The following is a 20,092-nucleotide window of genomic DNA, read 5'->3' as shown; positions in this document are numbered from 1 at the left end:
AACAAAGTGGAAGAGGCCGGTTCCTGACAAGCACCGGTCTCTTTTTTCGTGGCCAAGGTATGGCACAACTAAACGGATGTATGGTACACTGTTAGCACGTTTTGGCCGTTCCAAGGAAAGCCGCTTTGTGGGTCACTATGGGAGGAGGAGAGAACGTGAACGACAATTTCATTTCGATTAAAACGCTGGTTGGGGATCTGAAGCATTCGCACAAAAAGCATGATTTCGGGCTTACCGTTTCTACGAAGGAGCTTGTATTTCAAAAGCCTCATGTCAATTATCATATCCGGCTCGAGGATATTATCAGCATTACACCGTTTGAGCAGCCGATCGGTTCCAGACCGGTCACGTTCCATAACCGCCGGGCATCCGGAGACGAGATGGTGAATTTTCATACCGGTATGCAGCATTACCGTGTATTTGTAAGGGAAGCTGTGGTTCATAACCGCAGCGGTATTTTTACACTTGGTTCGGTTCAATTCGTACTGCCGATACTTCAGGATCTTTTGCTTGCTATCTCCCGATATGGCGGGTTAGACGCGATATCATAGAAAAAGACATGCATCCCGTAAGGAATTCCTTGCCGGGGAGCATGTCTTTTTTGTAATTTTATTCGTTCAGTAAACCGAGCTTCTCCATGGCTTTCAAGAAGAGACTGAGAAGGATGGCGAGCACTGTTGCGAGTGCCATGCCTTTCAACGAGAAACTGCCGATGGTCACTGTGGCTCCGCTGAGCCCGATAACAAGCACAACAGTGGTGAGAATCAAATTCGTTGCTTTGGAGTAATCCACCTTCGTTTCCACAAGCATGCGAATGCCGGATGCGGCAATGACACCGAATAACAGCAAGGAAACGCCGCCCATCACCGGCGTCGGTATAGTGGAGATCACAGCAGCCAGCTTGCCGAAGAATGACAGCACGATCGCAATGACGGCCGCCCCTCCGATAACCCAAACGGAGTATACCTTGCTGATGGCCATGACACCGATATTTTCCCCGTAAGTCGTATTCGGCGTTGAGCCGGCGAAGCCGGAAACGACGGTGGAAATCCCGTTTCCAAGCAGGGACCGATGCAGCCCCGGATCCTTGGATAAATCTTTGCCGACGATGTTGCCGGTGACGATCAAGTGTCCGATGTGCTCGGCGATGACGACAAGGGCAGCGGGCGCGATGATCGTAATGGCCGATAGACTGAACTGCGGCGTGTAGAAGGTAGGAGTCGAGAACATCGGCGCTTCGGTAATGCTTCCGAAGTTTACTTGTCCCAGCAGGTAGGCGAGCAAATACCCGCAGAGAATGCCGATCAGGATCGGAATGATCTTCAGAAAGCCGCGAAACAAGACGTTACCGAGCATCGTAATAAGCAGCGTTACCGATGAGATGATGACCGCCTGCGGGTTCACCTTCCAGTCCGCCGCGGCACCGGCCGGTTTAATATATCCTGCCATTTCGGCCGCTACCGGCACCAGCTCCAGACCGATAACGGCTACAATCGCGCCCATCGCTGCCGGAGGAAATACGATATCCAGCCATCCGGTCCCCGTCGCCTGGATAATGAGGGCCACCAGGATAAAGATGATGCCGGCTACGATGAAGCCTCCAAGCGCCGCTTCATAGGGCTGATTCGAAGCGAAAACGGCGAATACCGGGGAGAGAAACGCAAAGCTGGAGCCCAGGTAGGCAGGAATTTTTCCTTTACACAGCAGCAAGTAAAACAAAGTGCCGATCCCGTTCATCAGCAGAATGGTTGCCGGATCCACCTTGAACAGGAAAGGGACCAGCACAGTGGAGCCGAACATCGCAAACAAATGCTGAAAGCTGAGCGGCAGGCTCTGTAGTAGCGGCGGCCTTTCGTAAACTTGAATTTCCCGTTGCTTCATTCATACACGCTCCTTTAATTTGAGTACCATGGTTAAAATTGCCTTACCCATCATAACTAATTTCGACATGTTTTGCATCAATTAAAATCATGTTTGCTCATGAAAATAACAACATCCGACACCATTTTGGTCAATGCCGTAGGTGTTAGCTTGCCTTTATTTCGGGTACGATAACGCAAACAACCCTTACCATACCAAAGGAGACCTACGGCCTTATGAACCGCATATGGTGGAAAGAAAGCGTGGTTTATCAAATTTACCCGCGCAGCTTCATGGACGCAAACGGAGACGGGATCGGCGATTTGGCAGGCATTCGCTCCAAGCTTGATTATTTGAAGGAGCTGGGCATCGATGTCATCTGGATTTGTCCGATTTATAAGTCCCCTAACGACGATAACGGCTACGATATTAGTGACTATCGCGATATTATGGATGAATTCGGCACCATGGCGGAGTTCGATGAGCTGCTGAAGGAAGCGCATCAGCGAGGCCTGAAAATCATTATGGATCTCGTCATCAACCATACCTCGGATGAGCATCCGTGGTTTATCGAATCCCGTTCCTCCTTGGACAATCCAAAGCGCGATTATTACATTTGGCGCGAAGGCAGGAGCGAAGGAAGTCAGCCGAATAACTGGGAATCCATCTTTGGCGGATCGGCCTGGCAATGGGACAAGACTACGGGCGAATTTTACATGCATCTGTTCTCTACACGCCAGCCGGACCTGAATTGGGAAAACGAAAAGGTACGGCGAGAGCTGTACGATATGATCAACTGGTGGCTGGATAAAGGAATTGACGGGTTCCGTGTCGACGCGATTACCCATATCAAGAAAATTGCCGGTCTGCCGGACCTTCCGAACCCGGATAACAAGAAATACGTTCCTTCTTGGGAAGGGCATCGCAACAGAGAGGGGATTCTGGATTGGCTGCGCGAGCTTCGGGATCGCACCTTTGCCAAATATGACATTATGACCGTCGGAGAAGCGAACGGAGTAGAGATCGATCAGGCGGAGGAGTTCGTCGGCGAGAATAACGGTGTATTCAATATGATCTTCCAGTTTGAGCATATGTCGGTCGATCATGGGCCGGGAGGCAAGTGGGATGACAACCCGAATTGGAAGCTTACCGATCTGAAGCGGATTCTGAGTGAATGGCAGGAAGGACTGGAGAACCGAGGATGGAATGCTTTGTTCCTGGAAAATCATGATGTGCCGCGCTCGGTTTCCCGTTTCGGCAATGACAGCGAAGCGTTCCGAGAGGCCTCCGCCAAAATGCTGGCTACTTGTTATATGCTGATGAAAGGAACACCTTATATTTATCAGGGACAAGAGATCGGCATGACCAACGTACAATTCGTGAGTATCGATGAGTATCGGGATGTTGAGATTAAAAATTTGTACCGGGAACTAACGGCCGCCGGACGAACGGAGCAAGAGGTGCTTGAGGCCGTCTACCGTCAAGGACGGGATAACAGCCGTACCCCAATGCAATGGAACGATCAAGCGAATGCCGGGTTTACGTCCGGAACGCCGTGGATGGCTGTTAACCCTAACTATGCGGAAATTAACGTAGAGCGGCAGCTGAACCGGCCCGATTCCGTGCTAGCATATTATAAGCAATTGATTAAGCTTCGTCAGGAGCAGCCGGTATCGGTGTATGGTACGTATGAGCTGCTGCTGCCCGAGGATGAACGCATCTATGCGTACGTCCGGAGACAGGAACAGGAAGTGCTGCTTGTCGTCTGCAGCTTCTCAGAGCATGTTACTACCGTTCGCTTTCCGGAGTCGCTTACCAAATATTCGGCACAGCTGCTGCTCGGGAATTACGCTGACGCGGACAGCAATGCGCAACCGCTGGCGGCTTCCATAGCAATGCAGCCTTACGAAGCCAGAGTATACAAGCTCCGGTGAGCTTACCTTTTGAAAAGGCCTTAGGGCCTTTTTCTTTTTGGACCAGGGTACTTACGCCAAGGTAAGCTTCTCAACCTTTTTTCAGTCATTGAAACCGGGCGCGAAGAGGTTATACTATAAATTGGGTGTTTAGGTAATGCTAACTTTCGGACAGGAGGCTAAAGCACAATGAATTCATTTCGTTTCTATAACCCGACGCAGCTGTTATTCGGCGAGGGGATGCTCGATCAATTAGGAGCTCAAGCGGCGGCCTACGGCAAAAAAGTACTGCTGGTATACGGCGGGGGAAGCATCAAACGGACGGGGCTCTACGACCGGGTGACGGAGCAGCTGCACAAGGCGGGAGCCGAGTATGTCGAGCTTCCCGGTGTGGAACCGAACCCGCGGGTTTCTACGGTTCGGAAGGGGATTCAGCTTTGCCGCGAGCACGGCGTGGAGTTCATTCTGGCCGTTGGCGGCGGCAGCGTTATCGACGCTTCGAAGGCGATTGCCGTCGGTGTACCCTATGAAGGCGATGTGTGGGATTTCTTGATCCGCAAGGCGCAGATCCAATCCGCGCTGCCGCTCGGGACCGTACTTACCTTATCGGCTACAGGCTCTGAAATGAATGGCAACGCCGTCATTACGAACTGGGAAGAGAATCTTAAGAAGTCGTTCGGCAGCATTCATGCCTACCCTAAATTTTCCATCCTTGATCCCACGCTTACCTACACAGTGCCTAAGGATCAAACGGTCAACGGAATCGTGGACATGATGTCGCACGTATTTGAACAGTATTTCAGCCAAACAACGGATACGCCACTGCAGGAGAGACTTTGTGAATCGATTCTGCGAACGGTCATCGATAATGGGGAAGTTGCCCTGAACGAGCCGGAAAATTATGCAGCGCGCGCTAATATTATGCTCTGCGGAACGTACGCCTTGAACGGTGGCATGATCAGCGTCGGGATGCAGAACGATTGGGCCACCCATATGATTGAGCATGAGGTAAGCGCCATCTACGACATTGCTCACGCGGCGGGACTTTCCATCTTGTTCCCGAATTGGATGAAGTACGTGTACAAGGAACGCCTTGATCGTTTCGTTCAATACGCCGTTCGGGTTTGGGATGTAGACCCATCGGGCAAAACGGACGATGAGGTGGCGCTAGCCGGCATTCAGGCAACGCGGGACTATTTCACACACATCGGAGCGCCCGCCCGTCTGACGGATCTGAATATTGACGCTTCGCAGCTGGATCGAATGGCCAAGGAAACAGTGCGTTTCGGTCCGGTCGGCTCGTTTAAGCCTCTGCAGGAGCATGATGTCAAAGCGATTTTGGAGATGAGTTTATAAGCCACAGAAGGCGTCTGTCTCTTCAGCTCTGAGGAGGCAGCGCTTTTTCATTCTTAAGTTTACATAACAATAGTTATGTAAGCTAAATTGAAGCGTTTGCTTTGTCGCCAACGAGAGGAGACAACCGCATGAATGAGCAGCAGCCTGCTCCGGATCGTCGAAATCATTTCATTTTTGTTATTGTAACGCTGCTTTACTGGGCCGCATTGTACGTATATGTTCCCGTTCTAACGCCATACTTGGAATCGATAGGGACTTCTTACAGCATGATCGGCATTGTCTTGGGAAGCTACGGTTTCATTCAAATTTTGCTTCGGCTTCCGCTCGGTATTGCCTCGGACCGCTTGAAGCGCCGCAAGCCGTATATTTTACTTGGCATGATCAGCATTACGCTAAGCTGCGTTTGCTTCGCCTGGGGCGAACAAATCGGCTGGCCTCTGGCCGGGAGAATCGTATCGGGGATCGGGGCGTCTACCTGGTCGGCGTTCACCGTGATGTATGCGGGGATGTACCGCAGGGACCAGATGTCCAGCGCCATGGGGGCAATCAGCTTACTAATTGTAGCCGGACAGCTGGCCGGTATGAGCATCAGCGGTTTCCTCGTCGAATGGAAGGGCTGGAATGCCACCTTCTGGACAGGCACAATCTTAGGACTGGCGGGAACGCTGCTTGCTTTACTGCTTCGAGAAACGCATCAGCCGGCCGACCGGGCCCCTATGCAGCTGAAGGATCTCGCGCCTGTCATGAGAGATACGATGCTGTGGAAGGTGTCCACATTGTCCATCCTGGCTCACAGCGTCTTGTTCATCACCATGTTCGGCTTTACACCGTCGTATGCTCTAGTGTTAGGCGCAACGGAAAAGGATTTGACGCTGCTCGTGTTGGCCTTCATGATTCCCCATGCGCTTAGCTCCTTCTGCTCAGGAAGATATTGGGCGCCGCGGGTAGGGGAATGGAACCTCATTGTGTCGGGCTTTGTCGTAAGTGCCGCCCTCTCTGCGTCGACGGTGCTCGTGGATGATTTCGGTTGGCTGCTCCTTACGCAAGCGTTCAACGGCTTCTTCCAAGGGCTGCACTTCCCGCTGCTCCTGGGGCTTTCCATCGCGAACATTTCCGAATCGAAGCGAGCGACTGCCATGGGCTTCTATCAAGCGGTTTATGCAGTGGGGATGTTCGCAGGACCGTTTATTGCCGGGGCATTGAACGAATGGACGGGACTGGCCGGAGGCTTTTATTTTGCCGGGGGTATCGGTATAGCGGCTGCAGTCTTGACGGCATATTGGAGAAGAAACAGCCCGGTACCGGCTAGGCAGCAAAAGAAGCCGCATCCGTTACGATGAAATCTGATTCCTGTTAGGTTTGACTCTCCTCCCCAATGGGAAGGCTGAGGGGAGGAGGAATGTGCATGATTTGGATCATCGGTGCAGCTGCGCTGCTTATCCCGTTAATGATGGTATGGACCGCCCGAATCTGGAAACGGATGCGTATCTGTTACCATGTCACCGCATTAGTAAGCGGGTGGATCGCCGGAGTTCTGACAGCGGATGTATTGCTGCAGATTCTTAGTAAGGATACGGTCATGATGACGGAGGTTCATAAAATCTTTTATAACCCGTTGTTTCTGCTTTCCGCCGCGTATCTCGGCTTGTTCGCGTTATACCGCGGGTGCGTGGGGCTGCTTCCTGTAACTACATCCCGTTCCTGTTAATAAAAGCAATTCATGGGCAAACTACTTCTGATCTCACGGTTACTGAACCGCAAAGGAAGGAGGGCAGATCCATGACGGATAACACAATGGACACCGCCGGCTTCGTGCAAAAGGTGCATGAAACACAAGCAAAGCAGGAGAAAAATAAGCGTTCGCAAGGACAAAAAAATCATCCTGAGGCGAAGCTGCCGAACAAACAGCACTAAGCTTGCCCATATCATTGACACATCGGCCTGATTCCGGCACACAAGCGTGCCGCGGAGTCAGGTTTTTTTGTTGCCGTCTGAAGAAAACACAATACGTTACAAAGAGATTCCTCACGATGCAGACTTCTGAATGTTATAGTTTTTGGGAAGCGTTTACATACTTGTTAGGGGCTGTGGAAGGAGAGATCAAGGTTGAGTGCAGGATCAGCAATTCAAAAAAGGGTTTTACTTATTTTTTTATGCTTTTTACTGTCAGTCTCGGGGATTGTCCCCATGACGCCGACGGTACGGGGAGCGAGCACAACGTTGTTTAGCGATGGCTTTGAAAGCTTCGATCTTTGGACACAGGAAGGAGGGGACAGCAAAGTAACGTCATCAACCACGAAATACAACGGATTGCAAAGCGCTAAGTTCGACAATTCAGATGCCTTAAGCACGTCGATCAATACAAAGGGCTACGAGAACATTTCCTTTAGCTATTACTACAAAACGGGTACAGGTTATGCAGGACCTTTCTCCGTTCAATACTCCGTTTATGGAGGAACAGAGTGGGAAACGCTCGAGGTTCTTACTTCTGCCCGCGGGTCCTTCACGATGAAGGAATATTCGTTGCCTTCATCGGCTAACGATCTGGCGGATCTACGTATCCGTTTCGTGTCTCAAAATACCGGCGCTATGGCCTTATACCTGGACGAGGTTGTCGTCACAGGCGAGGCTAAGGCTACTGTACCGACGGATCCCCATCAGAGCCCGGAAGGACCGGAGATGGAAATTTACAGCGAGCTATTCGATGATCCGGATAATTTCGGATCGACCGGCGGAGTGAATGTCCCACTTCCTTGGCTTCAAGAGGGCGCTAGCGGCAGCGCGGCCAAAACCTCCGCTTCTTCGACCGCTCCATCGGTTCCGAATATGGTCAAGATCGACAGCAAGGATTCGCTGGCGCTGCCTCTAAATCTGACCGGCTACGGCAACATTAAGCTGAGCTATTATACAAGAGTTTCCTCCTATACTGCAGGAAGCTTGGTGGTGGAATGGTCCTCCGACGGCGGAGCTGCATGGACGACGTTTGAGGAGCTGAAGCTGCCTGCAGGAACCGCATCGCAGCCGAATACCCGTAAGGAATGGACGCTCGGCGCTGCTGCCAACAATAATGCCAATGTGAAAATCCGTTTTCGAGTGGGAGAGGCGATGTCGGCTAATATGTATATGGACAATGTAGTCATTTCGGGACAGCGGATTCCGGGCACTACCCCGGCTCCTACGCCGGTTCCGATGCCGGAACCGGTCGAAACGCCTCCGTTTGTTCCTCCGGCTGGGGTGAGAATGTATGAGGATGTTGAGATCGGAATGGCCGGCAACCGGAAGCTGTATACTTCTATCGCGGTTCCTGAGACCACGCCGGATGCTCCTATGCCGGTTGCGGTATATATCCACGGGGGCGGCTGGAATCATGGCGACCGCAAGCAAGCTCTGTCAAGCATCAGCAGCTACGTCCTCAAGCGAGGCTACATTGGGGTGTCGCTTGATTATCGGCTGACGCCGGAAGCGCCGTATCCCGCACAAATTCAGGACGTGAAGCTGGCGATTCGCTATTTGCGGGCGAATTCGGCGCAGTATCATATCGATCCGAGCCGAATCGGCGTGATCGGCTCCTCGGCGGGAGGGCACTTGGCTGCGCTTCTGGGAACGACATCCGATTTGTTGTCGACCGAGCATATTATGCTGGATAACGGGAATACGGTTCAGGTGCCCGACATGGAAGGAACGGGAGGCTATCCTGATTATTCTACTCGCGTTCAGGCGGTAGTAGATTGGTTCGGGCCGGCTGATTTTACTACGGAATTCGCCAATAATTATAGCTCGGTAACGGCGCTGTTAGGCGGGAAAAAGGCGTTCACAGTGCCGAACGAGGCACGGCTGGCGATGCCGGGAACCTACGCCTCCCCGGATGATCCTCCGATCTGGATACGGCACGGCAAGGCGGACCTCACGGTTCCGTATCAGAACAGCGAGGTATTGGCCTCCCAGTTGACGGCAGCCGGGGTGCCAGTCGTCGATTTCAAGCTCGTGGACGGTCAAGGACACGGTTTTGTCGGCGAGGCAAAAGATATTGCCGATGCGGAGGCATGGGCTTTTTTAGATCAGCATGTGAAAAATCGAACGGTTACAGAGCCTATCATCTATAAGCCAGGAGCAACGAACCCTAATCCGGAAGCCCCCATAACGGTGAGTCTGAGTCCGACGACCCTGAGCCTAGAAAAGGGAGGGACCGGCACGCTGACGGCTACTGTGAGTGGAGCAGGCGTGGATAGCCCGGCTTTGTCCTGGACAACAAGCAGCTCTCAAATTGCAACGGTTACTTCAACAGGTGCCGCCGTTGCACAAGTGACCGGAGTGTCTGCGGGCACGGCGATCATTCGCGCCAGTGTGTCGGAGCAGGTGTACGCAGAAGCGCCGGTTACCGTTACAGCACCGCCGCCGGATCCTACCAAGGTAGTCGTTACGGAGATCGCCACTCTGACTCCTACCGGTGACGCGGCGATCGATAGCTCCTCTGCGAATGCGGGAACGAACTTTAACGAAAAAACAGGCTCCAGCGTTGGATTGTTCAGTATTTCGGCCGGATCCACGAATAAGAAGTATGTGTATTTCAAATATGATGTGTCAGCTGCGTCGGATCCAAGCTATCACTATAAGGTGTACGTTTCCGCCAAAAAGGGAAGCTCGGGCACCGATGTGGAGCTGTCGTTATACGGGTTGGAGGATACGACTTGGTCGGAAAGCACCCTGACCTGGAACAACGCTCCCGTCAAGAGCTTGAATCCGAGTGCACTGCTTGGCAAGTTTACGGTGAATTCGAGCACTACGAAGCTGTACGAGGTGGATGTCACGACGTATGTAAGGAGCCGCTTGGGACAGGGCGAGGTCGCCTTCCTGCTGGGAGATGCAGCGAGCACCGGCGTATCCGTAAATATATATACGAAGGAATCCACCAGCAGCAGCAATCCGAAGCCTAAGATGGTCGTTCAGCAAATCCTCGATTATTCGAATGATGTTGAAGCCCCTGCGTGGCCGGCTCGTGGAGGCCTATCGGCTGCAAATGTAGGCACGGAATTTGTGGACTTAAGCTGGCCTGCGGCGACGGATAACAGCAATGTTTCACATTACCGTATTTATCGTAACGGGGAGCTGATGACGACCGTCCAAGGAACGAGCTACAAGGTGGAAGGCCTCTCGCCGGGAACGACTTATACTTTCGCGGCGGAGGCTGTGGATGTTGCGGGCAACCGGAGTGCGGCGCTGTCGCTTACTAAGGCCACCCTGTTGCAGCCGATCCAGCCGCTTTCCGTGTCGAATGTAACGGCAAGCGGAAGCGACGGAAATATCGAAGCGAACGCCATCGATCACAATTTATATACCCGATGGTCGGCAGCAGGAGCGGGACAGTGGATCGAGCTTGACCTGGGCTCCGTAGTTCCGATTGGCTATGCAGGTATTTCCTTCTATAAGGGGGATCTCCGCTCGACGGAGCTGGCGATCGAAACGTCAAAGGACGGGTTGACGTGGACTCCGCGTTACCGCGGCTTCAGCAGCGGAAAAAGCGTTCAGCTTCAAGCCTTCCGGCTGAACACAGAAGCAAGATATGTCCGCGTAACCGGATACGGCAATTCAGATGGATCTCAATTCGTCAGCTTAACAGAGGTGCAGCTGTATCCGCCGTTCGCAGATGGGGATACGCCTGTGGCGATCGTCCCCACGATCGAGCCCGGTCCGCCCGGAGATACGACTCCGTTCACTCGGCCGGGGATGAAGCTGGCTGACGGGACCGATCGACCGGTTCATCCTCCTCATACGACAACGGGACGCACGTTGAATGTGCTTGATTTCGGTGCGGATCCCGGGGATAACCAATCCGATGATCGTCCGGCTATCCAAGCCGCCATCCAAGCGGCGCAGGAAGGGGACGAAGTGTTTCTGCCGAACGGAACCTACAATCTGTTCAGTACGACGGAAAGCGGCACGAATCTGGTTATCAAGACCGGGGTCAACCTGCGGGGAGAAAGTGAAGCCGGTACGATATTGAAAACCTCGCTCAATAATGTAAAGAACAGCACCGCGATCAAATCGGCCCGTCAGCATGATTTGGTCATCTCGCATCTTACGTTGACTTCAACATGGGATGGCGTCTATTCGACCGATCACCGGACGAACAATCCTTCGGTCGGAGGACCTGATAGTCAAATCACGATTGCGAGCTTCGGTGATGATCCGTCCTACAACATAACGATTGATCATGTCACCGTGGAAAAATACAGCCGGATGGGCGTCCGCATTGATAACAGCCGCGATGTTGTTGTGCGCAGCAGTACGTTCCGCAATGCAACGGATGTGGGAGGAGGCGGTGCCGGCTACGGGGTATCGATTCAAGGCATGGCGAAGATCGACCGGCTCGGCTATCCTAACGATACCCTCTGGAATGTGGTGGAGAATTCCTCCTTCGAGGGACCTTATTTGAGGCACGGTGTTCTCATTCAATTTGTTGCTCACAATAACGTGGTGCGTAACAACCGCTTTGATCAAACCCGTCTGGATGCAATCGACCTTCATGGAGAGCTGGAATATTTGAACGACATTTATGGCAATGTCATTACGGATGTCACTACCGGCGGAGGCATCGGCCTCGGCAATACCGGAGGCACGGCGCCGAGCAATCACAGTAAAACAGGCCATGGCAATTATATTCACGATAATATCATACGCAACAGCCGGGAAGGCATTATCGTCATTCTCGGTACGCCTGACACGCTTATTGAACGCAACGTGATCGAGAATACGACGAATGTTGACGGCGCCGCCGGTATCGTGGTCAGGAACGGTCCGGGAACCGTCATCCGGGAGAATGATATTCGCAATAATACGGCGAAGGAGTACTGGGGCATTGTTCTTGAGCATGACAACGGGGATACGAATGCGGGAAATATCGGCGAAGGCGATCCGGTTAACGTACAGATCGTTCGCAATACGATTCAGGGCAATACGAACGGCATTTATTTGAAAGCCGGAACGAACATTGTGCTGAGAGGCAATCTGCTGAATAACCTGGTCGCGAATTACCAGGCGGCGGATGGCGTCATGGTTAGAGTTGAAGAGGCATCCGCGAATGCCGATCTGGGCTGGCTTACCGTAAGCGGTGGTACGCTGACCCCTGCGTTTGCGGCCGATGTTACCGATTATGTCGTGAAAGTGGAGCATACCGTGAGTAGCCTGGAACTCAGCGCTGCCGTTTCGGATCCTCATGCGAAGCTCCAGATCAACGGATCGGAGGTGCCGACCGGCATCTACCGTTTGACGAATTTGAGCATAGGCGAAACGAACATCACGATTCGAGTATTTGCTGAGAGCGGTGCTACCAAGACCTACACAGTGAACATCCACCGCGCGCCCGCCCCTAACACGGATCCTAGCACGGATCCTGGCTCAGGCGCAGGCACGGATACGGATACGAATCAAGATCAAGATCAGGATCAGGCTCAGGATAGCGGGACCGTTACAGGATTAGCTGCTGCTGCACCCCCAATTGCCGGCCCGGTTGGCCAAGAGAAATGGGCCGTGAAGGAAACGGCGTCGGACGGGAAAAGAACAGTAACGCTGGACATTGATGAAAAGGGAGCAGAACGGCTGCTGAAAGAAGTATCCCAAGGCAGGCTTAAGCTAACCCTCGAAACCGCGGCGATGCCGGATGAAGCGTCCGTATCGCTGAGCGGGGCGGCACTTCGGAAGCTGTCCGCTGCCGAGAGGAGGATGGTGCTTTCGGTAGAGACAAAGCTCGGCACCTATGAGCTTCCCGTGCAGCAGAAGATGCTGTCCGAATGGGCCTCACAAGTGGCCGCGGCCCCGGATGACCTCCAGCTGATCATCAAGATTATGAAAAACCCGGAAGCAGTAACGCAGGCGGTTCAAGAGGGACAGAAGGTTCTCGGTGCGCTTGATTACACGGTAACCGCCATGACGGCAGACAACCGCTCGTCGGCTATCAGCGAGTTTACCCAATATGTGCCAAGAACGATGAAGCTGGAACGAGAGGTGAACCCGAATCAGCTAGCCGTCGTTCGGGTCAAAGCAGATAGCAATGGACAGCTGCAATACGATCCGGTTCCCTTTACCCTGCAAGGTGCAACCGTTACGATCTTCAGCCGGACGAACAGCACTTACATGGCGATGGAGAGTCAAGTCAGCTTCCAGGATATTCAATTGCACTGGGCTAAAGAGCCTATTGAACGTATGGCCAATCGGCGCATCATTCGGGGCACGAGCGAAGCGCTGTATTTGCCGGATCGCGCGGTAACCCGGGCAGAGTTCGCCGCCATGATGATTCGCGCACTGGGGCTGCCTGAAGCCGACAGGGCATCCATTGAATTCCGCGATGTAAAACCACAGGACTGGTATGCCCGGACGGTCAATGCTGCGGTGAAGGCGGGGCTGATACACGGCTATGAGGACCAATCCTTCCGGCCGAATGAAATCATCACGAGGCAAGAAATGGCCGTCATCGGCTATAGGGCGATGAAGACAGCCGGGTTCGAGACTAAGGCGGCAAAAGCCACGAACGAAGCTTACGATGATGCAAGCCTAATGCAGGACTGGGCAAGGGAGGCGATCGGTGAACTGGTCGCGCAGGGCATACTTCAAGGTGCAGCGCCGGGAGTCTTCGAACCGGACGGCACGGCAACCCGTGCTCAAGGCGCGGTGATGCTGAGCCGTATGCTGGGTGTGCTTTTCCTTCAGTAGCGGAAGTTAACCAAAGCATACCTTAAGATACGCACAATGAGGGCGCTTTCATCATGATATAGTGAGCATGTTACCAAGACATGGTTCTATAGGAGGGTTATGCTTGATGAGGGGTAAGCTGTCAAAAATCATTGTCGTATCTTTACTTACAACCTGGCTAGCTGCGTGTCAAAGCGGAGGGGGGGCTGTTCCCCCCGACTCCACCGCGAAGGGCGGAGAGGAAGGGGGAGCGGCTCTCGCCAAGAAGGTCAGTGAAACGCCGACGGAGCTCGTCTTTTACACCGGAATCAACGGCTGGACGGAAGAAACGTTCATGGAAAATTACGGGAACCTGATTCAAAAGAAGTTTCCGAATTACAAGCTGAAATTTATACCGCAAACATCGGGCAACAAGGACCTGCAGGCGGCGATCACCTCAGGCCAGACGATCGATATTCTGATCAGCTCGATCGGGTTGACCTCCACCTTCCTGCTTGCTTTCGACATGCAATACGACATTAGCGAGTTGATCAAAAAATACGACTACAAGCTCGACAGGCTGGAGCCTTCGACTGTGGAAATCCAGCGTCAATTGGCAAACGGCGGGATCTACGGTCTTCCGGCGAATACGACTTCGGCGGCGCTGTTCTATAACAAGGACTTGTTCGATCGGTTCGGCGTCTCTTATCCGAAGGAGGGGATGACCTGGGATGAGCTGTACGATCTGGCCCGGCGCATGACACGCCAGGAGGAAGGCAAGCAGTACAAGGGATTTCTGATGTCCTTCCAGCATCTGATGCTTCTGAATCAGCTTTCCGCTTCGCACGTTGACCCGAAGACGAACAAATCGTTGTTCACTTCGGAGCCCTTTACGAAGGCGTTTGCGAATCTGTCAAGGTTTTATACGATCCCCGGCAACGGGCTGCCGAATCCGCAGAAGTATACAATGGCGGAGCAGCAGGATTTATTCTATAAGGATAAGTCCCTGGCCATGTATGCTGCGCTTAGTACGACCTCCAGCACCTTTAAGGATCAGGTCAACTGGGATGTGATTCAGCTTCCATATTATAAGGACTTGATGGGTGTCGGTCCCCAGTCGTATCCGAACTACTTCTATATATCCGCAGGCAGCAAAAATAAGGACGCCGCCTTCCAAGTACTGGATTATGTTACTTCAAATGAGTTCCAGGAATTTTTCGTAAAGCGCGGCTCTCCGTCCATTCTGAAGGATAAGAGCAAGCTGGATGCGCTTTTTGCCAGCGAGGTGCCCTATTTGAAAGGTAAAAACGTCAAATCGCTGCTTCCCGAGAAATTCGCCGCTCCGACGGTGAAAACCGTGCATCAAGCGGCTGCAGACAAGGAGCTCTTGACGGCACTCACCGAGTGGATCAACGGCAAGGACGTCAATAATGCGCTTCGCGAAGCTTCGGAGAGACTGGACAAAGCTATAGAAGCGGCTAATAAATAGTAAGTTCGGCTCAGACGATATCAATGCTCGGGATTGTGTTTATCACGGTCCTGAGCATTTTTTTCGTAAATCCTAGAAAAAAACATAGCTTACCTAAAGGCAGTCCCTGCTTGCCCCGAATGCCGTTTCGATATAATGAAGGGTAACCCGCTTCTAAGATACGTCTCTTGAGCCTGATTGGAGGGGAAGACGCTTGATGCAAAAGGCTATGTCGACGTTTGTGATGCTTACCGCTCTCGTGGGACTTGTACCGGCATGCAGCGGTATATACGAAGGGAATTCGGAATCCGTTAATCCGCGCGAGCAGACGGACCCGTTGAAGCCAAAGCCCTATGAGATTCGCATTGCAGTAAGGTCAGCTCTTCTGCCTTATGTTGAAACCGCTAACAATATTAATGAAACGAGGCTTGTACGCAAGCTGAACGAATTGACCAATGTCACATTGAATTTTAAGGTTTACCCGCAAAATCAATACAATGCCAAATTGGCACAGATGTTCGCTCTAAACGACCTCCCCGACGTGATCCAAGGCGGCCAGCCGTATCAGCGGGAAATGATCGGCGCCGTGGAAGCCGGTGTGTTCCTCCCCTTAGACGACTTGCTGAAGGAGCATGCACCGAACCTGCTCAAGCTGGTTCCCGAGGAAGCATGGGATATGGTTAGGCATGAAGGGAAGATCTACGCTCTTCCGGCTTGGATGTCCAATACAGGGCGGCGTGCCACCTTTATGAGAATGGATTTGCTGAAGCAGACCGGTCTTCCTCAGCCGAGAACGGTAGAGGAGTATTTGGAGGTCATGCGAGCAATGAAGAAAATGGGCGTTCCCTATCCGTTCGGAGGGAGGGTCAATTTCGAATACTCCGATATTTTTTTTCATGCGTATAATGTGTTTCCCGGCTATTGGAAAATAGAAAACGATCAGGTCGTGCCTAATTTCTTCGACGTGGAGAATATGACGAAAGCGCTTCAAATGTATCGGACGATGTATGAGGAGGGGCTTATCCATCCTGATTTTGCGCTATTGTCCGGCAACGACTACGCCAATAACATCATTTCGGGGAATTCCGCCATTTTTCAAGCCAATGCCAACACGCTGCTCTCCTTCACGGACCGGATCCGGTTAAAGATCCCTGACGCGGAGCTTGCGATCGTACCGTCTCCGACCGGACCCGACGGGAAGGGCGGGAACTCTCTCGTCAACCCTGTTATTCGGGGATACTACGTGAATAAAAATGCAGAAGATCCAGCGAGAATCATACGTTTTTTCGACTGGATGGCTACGGAGGAAGCCCAAACCTTCTTCACATTCGGGGTGGAAGGGGAGGATTATACGATGAAGGATGGAGTGCTTCATTATCATTCCCCCCAATCGGAGGAGCAGCTGAACGAAGAGCGGTTTCGAACGGAATGGCTCTGGATGGTACGGGATTTTACGTATGTGAAAGGTTTAGTGGAACGAAGCGGCACCGGCAAGAAGCTGATCGAAGCAACGGAGCATGTGCTTAGCAAGGAAGGACGGGATACCGTCGAATTTTTGCCGGAGTTAAACGCCAATATGAAATACCTTGACGCCAGAGTGGGCTCACGAGCTGCGATTTCCAAGGATATTCTGAAGCCGATCGTCAAAATCATATATGGGGATCAGCCGGTCGACAGCTGGCCTCGGGTCATAGAAGAATGGAAGAAAAACGGCGGGCAAGCCATCTTGGAGGAAGCTAATGAAAGGTTCCGCAGGGGGGAAGGCGTCATCATCCCTTTACGTTAGAGAAGAAGAGCGAGCGGGATCATGCAAGGAATGAAGGGAGGGAATGCGGTGTTGGATGTTCTGGTCGTCGATGACGAAGACGTTGTGCGCCGGGGATTGGTTAAGCTGCTTTGGAGTGTGCATTCCTGCGTCGGATCGATCCGAACGGCGGATGACGGACTTCACGCGATTCAGCTGATGGAGGAGCAGCTCCCCGATGTGGTCATGACGGATATCCGGATGCCGAATATGGACGGAATTGAGCTCTGCAGGACGATCACGGAAAAGCAATGGAACGTCCAGCTGGTCGTCGTTTCGGGATACGGTGATTTTCATTATGCACGAAGGTGCATGTCCTATGGAGTAAAGGAATATTTATTGAAACCGGTTGCGAGAGATCAGCTGCGCCAATTGCTTGACAAGCTGGCAGCTTACAAGGCGAACCTGCAGGATCCGTTCCAGCTGATGGTGGAGGTGAAGGAATGGATCACGCAGCTGGAGCAGGCCGTCTGGACTGCGGATGATGAAGAGATCTGCCGATTGCTGAGAGCATTTGAGCACAATTCAGCTAGGGGCTGGGCTCACGGCTCCGATAAGGAGGCTACGCTTCGGCATTGCCTGAACTGGCTTATCCGCGGCTTGAACAGCCGGAATGTGTTTGTATTCGACGAACGGATATCGCTCTCACATGGGAACCAGGCTACCTTGCTCAAGCAGTTCGAAGCTGAAATCCGCAGGATCGTCGATTTCATACTTCAGCGACGGCGCGGCGACTTTAAGAACCCGGTGGAGGAGGCGATGAAATTCATGGAGGAGAACCTGGCGGAAGAAATTTCACTTGAGGAAACCGCACAGCATATCGGGTTGTCTCCGACGTACTTCAGTGTGCTGTTCAAGAGGGTTACGGGGGAAACGTTCATTCAATACCGGATTCGGCTGCGCGTGGAAAAGGCGAAGCGGCTTTTGGAAATACCCCATTACCGGATTACCGATATTTCCACCGAGGTGGGCTATGTCGATCATCCGCATTTTACCCGCACCTTCAAAAAACATACCGGTGTTCTCCCCTCGGAATACCGCAGGCAGCTGGGGATCGATTGATGCTGAAGCTTAGCTTGTTCGTGCGCACCTATGCGATGTTTTTCTCCGTTATCCTCCTTACGCTGCTGCTAATCGGCTGGTTTGCTTACTACTATTCCTCGAGCAAGCTGGAGACGCAGGTTGAAAAATATATGGAACAAATCGTGGAAACGATCCGGGCGCAGACGGATACGATGCTGGCCTCTTACGATGAGGTGAGCAAGCATATCGCCGCCGACCCTGACGTACGCCGGTTTATGGAGATCGAGCAGCTTACCCGATATGAGCAATTCGAGTACTATTTGCTCATCCGGGATACGGTGTTTAAATCGCTGCTGGATTATTATCCCGATATTAAGCGGATCTACCTGATCAGCAGCAGGGGAGAGATGATCTACCTAGACAGGGGAACGGAGCAGTTCAGGGAATCGATGCTGACGGAGGAGATCAGGACGAAAATTTCGGATATCCCGACGGACGGCAATATCGCCGTGCTCCCTTCCAGCTTGCTGACCTCGGATCGATCCCAGATTACGATAGCCCGCAAGGTGAGAGGAACGACGGATTTCGAGAGGAGGGGTGTGTTCGCCATTGAGTTCGATACGGCCAAGCTCTCCCTCCTCTGGGACCGGATGAACAAGGGAGAGGGAGGTTATTTTTTCATTGCCGACCAAGAGGGCAAGCTCATTTATCATCCCCGAAGCGAGCTGATCGGTCATGCCTACGAGATGCTCGCAGCCAAGGCTCTGCAGGGCGCCTCCATCACCGAAATGACATGGGACGAGCAGAAGCAGATTGTGCTCTACAGAGAATCACCGTTGCCCCGTTGGGGATTGTTTCTTGCGGTGTCCAAGGAATGGATGAACTACCCTGTCGTCAGTATCCGTACATCTTTGCTTGCTGTAGGGGCGGGCACGCTGCTCCTTACGCTGTGGTTGGCGCTGCTGTTCTCCAGGTCCATTACACGCCCGATCGATATGCTGAGGCGAAGCATGCGGCATACGGCGGAAGGGGATTTTCGGCCCGTTGCGTTCAAAAATACAGGGGATGAAATTTCGGAGCTCGCTTGCAGCTACAACCTCATGGTCGAACGTCTGTCCGAAATGATCCAGCGTGTGTATGCCGCAGAGCTTCATCGGCAGAAGGAGACGCTCGAACGGCAGAAGGCGGAATATCAGGCGCTGCAGCTGCAGATCAATCCTCATTTCCTGTACAACACCCTGGCCGCACTGAACAGCTATGCGCTGGATCATGAGGCCGATGAAATTTCGGACATGACCGAAGCGTTGACCTTTATGCTGCGATATACCGTCCAGACGGATCTGGATGCCATTACGGTGGCGAATGAGCTGAATCATGTGCGGTATTACTTGCTGATCCTTCAATACCGGACAGGGAAGCCCTTCGAAATTGATGTTCGGATCGATCCGTCCTTGCTGCTGCACCATATGGTTCGTCTGACACTGCAGCCTCTTGTGGAGAATGTGTTCCAGCATGCGTTCCACAGGATGAAGGATAAGGCGCCGCAGCTTGTTATCGGTGGAGAACTGCGAGGGGAGGAGCTGTGGATTCACGTGGAGGATAACGGGATCGGGATGACGGCCGAGCAGCTGGAACGGGTCCGCGGGCGTCTGCTCGAAAATCGTCTCGGGGAGAGCGGGGAGGGAAGCTCCGGGGTGGGGGGGATCGGCATGATGAACGTGCATCGGCGCATTCAGATGGTATTCGGAGAAAGCTACGGTCTTTCCGTGCAAAGCGAGGTTGGCCATGGGACCATCGTATCGATGAGGCTGCCCGGCATTGAGAATAAATATCAAACCGGAATGCTGTAAATCCTCATGCAGGTTCTCTGCGAACGGTGCACCGTTTTTTGTTGCTCTTAGAAACTGTACCATTGAATTCGGGTATCCTGTTTCTTCCTCTTCTCACTTCAGCCGCCCCCTGTCAACCGCGAGGGAAGGAAGAAAATTTCACATTTATCCAAAA

12 protein-coding genes are annotated in these 20,092 nt (G+C 52.6%); 11 read left to right on the top strand and 1 reads right to left on the bottom strand.

All coding sequences use genetic code 11. The features are described 5' to 3' along the window. The first annotated feature begins 155 nt into the window (after positions 1-155). On the top strand, positions 156-551 hold the full coding sequence (locus tag QMO62_RS06840) for a hypothetical protein (RefSeq protein WP_284639673.1): 396 nt from the start codon (positions 156-158) through the stop codon (positions 549-551). A 58-nt stretch (positions 552-609) separates the two neighbouring features. Here QMO62_RS06840 and uraA read toward each other — a convergent pair whose 3' ends face one another. Next, positions 610-1,881, bottom strand: a complete 1,272-nt coding sequence (uraA, locus tag QMO62_RS06835) for a uracil permease (protein WP_284639671.1) — start codon at positions 1,879-1,881, stop codon at positions 610-612. 215 nt (positions 1,882-2,096) lie between these two features. Between uraA and QMO62_RS06830 the strand changes: the two genes are divergently transcribed. The 10 genes from QMO62_RS06830 (at position 2,097) to QMO62_RS06785 (ending at position 19,938) form a co-directional block, all read left to right on the top strand. Then, on the top strand, positions 2,097-3,794 hold the full coding sequence (locus QMO62_RS06830; RefSeq protein ID WP_284639669.1) for a glycoside hydrolase family 13 protein: 1,698 nt from the start codon (positions 2,097-2,099) through the stop codon (positions 3,792-3,794). 168 nt (positions 3,795-3,962) lie between these two features. Then, positions 3,963-5,129: an iron-containing alcohol dehydrogenase gene (locus QMO62_RS06825; protein ID WP_284639668.1), complete on the top strand. Its 1,167-nt coding sequence runs from the start codon at positions 3,963-3,965 to the stop codon at positions 5,127-5,129. Between the two features lie 128 nt (positions 5,130-5,257). After that, a complete protein-coding gene (locus QMO62_RS06820) occupies positions 5,258-6,469 on the top strand; it encodes an MFS transporter (RefSeq protein ID WP_284639666.1) in 1,212 nt (403 codons plus the stop codon). A 65-nt stretch (positions 6,470-6,534) separates the two neighbouring features. Beyond that, positions 6,535-6,837, top strand: a complete 303-nt coding sequence (locus QMO62_RS06815) for a hypothetical protein (protein WP_284639664.1) — start codon at positions 6,535-6,537, stop codon at positions 6,835-6,837. A gap of 71 nt (positions 6,838-6,908) precedes the next feature. Next, positions 6,909-7,043, top strand: a complete 135-nt coding sequence (locus QMO62_RS06810) for a DUF4023 family protein (protein WP_284639662.1) — start codon at positions 6,909-6,911, stop codon at positions 7,041-7,043. A gap of 273 nt (positions 7,044-7,316) precedes the next feature. Further along, entirely contained in the window at positions 7,317-13,835 is a 6,519-nt protein-coding gene (locus tag QMO62_RS06805) for an S-layer homology domain-containing protein (RefSeq protein ID WP_284639660.1), read from the top strand. 106 nt (positions 13,836-13,941) lie between these two features. Further along, a complete protein-coding gene (locus QMO62_RS06800; RefSeq protein ID WP_284639659.1) occupies positions 13,942-15,282 on the top strand; it encodes an ABC transporter substrate-binding protein in 1,341 nt (446 codons plus the stop codon). 208 nt (positions 15,283-15,490) lie between these two features. Next, positions 15,491-17,047, top strand: a complete 1,557-nt coding sequence (locus tag QMO62_RS06795; RefSeq protein ID WP_284639657.1) for an extracellular solute-binding protein — start codon at positions 15,491-15,493, stop codon at positions 17,045-17,047. A 21-nt stretch (positions 17,048-17,068) separates the two neighbouring features. Beyond that, positions 17,069-18,127 (top strand): response regulator, encoded by a 1,059-nt coding sequence (locus QMO62_RS06790; protein ID WP_284639655.1) that lies wholly within the window; start codon positions 17,069-17,071, stop codon positions 18,125-18,127. After that, complete coding sequence (locus QMO62_RS06785) at positions 18,127-19,938, top strand: sensor histidine kinase (RefSeq protein ID WP_284639653.1); 1,812 nt, start codon at positions 18,127-18,129, stop codon at positions 19,936-19,938. Before QMO62_RS06790 ends, QMO62_RS06785 begins: the two co-directional genes overlap by 1 nt. The last annotated feature ends 154 nt before the right edge of the window (positions 19,939-20,092 follow it).

It is taken from the genome of Paenibacillus silviterrae (assembly GCF_030167925.1).
GTDB lineage: Bacteria > Bacillota > Bacilli > Paenibacillales > NBRC-103111 > Paenibacillus_G > Paenibacillus_G silviterrae.
The sequence above is the reverse complement of the archived record's forward strand: the minus strand, read 5'-3'. Positions and strand labels throughout refer to the sequence as shown.

What these genes read in the sequence shown, in the direction of transcription:
- QMO62_RS06805 (WP_284639660.1), top strand. Translation starts at nt 7,317, where the DNA reads ATGACGCCGACGGTACGGGGAGCGAGCACAACGTTGTTTAGCGATGGC.
- QMO62_RS06810 (WP_284639662.1), top strand. Translation starts at nt 6,909, where the DNA reads ATGACGGATAACACAATGGACACCGCCGGCTTCGTGCAAAAGGTGCAT.
- QMO62_RS06820 (WP_284639666.1), top strand. Translation starts at nt 5,258, where the DNA reads ATGAATGAGCAGCAGCCTGCTCCGGATCGTCGAAATCATTTCATTTTT.
- QMO62_RS06800 (WP_284639659.1), top strand. Translation starts at nt 13,942, where the DNA reads ATGAGGGGTAAGCTGTCAAAAATCATTGTCGTATCTTTACTTACAACC.
- QMO62_RS06795 (WP_284639657.1), top strand. Translation starts at nt 15,491, where the DNA reads ATGTCGACGTTTGTGATGCTTACCGCTCTCGTGGGACTTGTACCGGCA.
- QMO62_RS06790 (WP_284639655.1), top strand. Translation starts at nt 17,069, where the DNA reads ATGCAAGGAATGAAGGGAGGGAATGCGGTGTTGGATGTTCTGGTCGTC.
- QMO62_RS06830 (WP_284639669.1), top strand. Translation starts at nt 2,097, where the DNA reads ATGAACCGCATATGGTGGAAAGAAAGCGTGGTTTATCAAATTTACCCG.
- uraA (WP_284639671.1), bottom strand. Translation starts at nt 1,881, where the DNA reads ATGAAGCAACGGGAAATTCAAGTTTACGAAAGGCCGCCGCTACTACAG.
- QMO62_RS06815 (WP_284639664.1), top strand. Translation starts at nt 6,535, where the DNA reads ATGATTTGGATCATCGGTGCAGCTGCGCTGCTTATCCCGTTAATGATG.
- QMO62_RS06785 (WP_284639653.1), top strand. Translation starts at nt 18,127, where the DNA reads ATGCTGAAGCTTAGCTTGTTCGTGCGCACCTATGCGATGTTTTTCTCC.
- QMO62_RS06825 (WP_284639668.1), top strand. Translation starts at nt 3,963, where the DNA reads ATGAATTCATTTCGTTTCTATAACCCGACGCAGCTGTTATTCGGCGAG.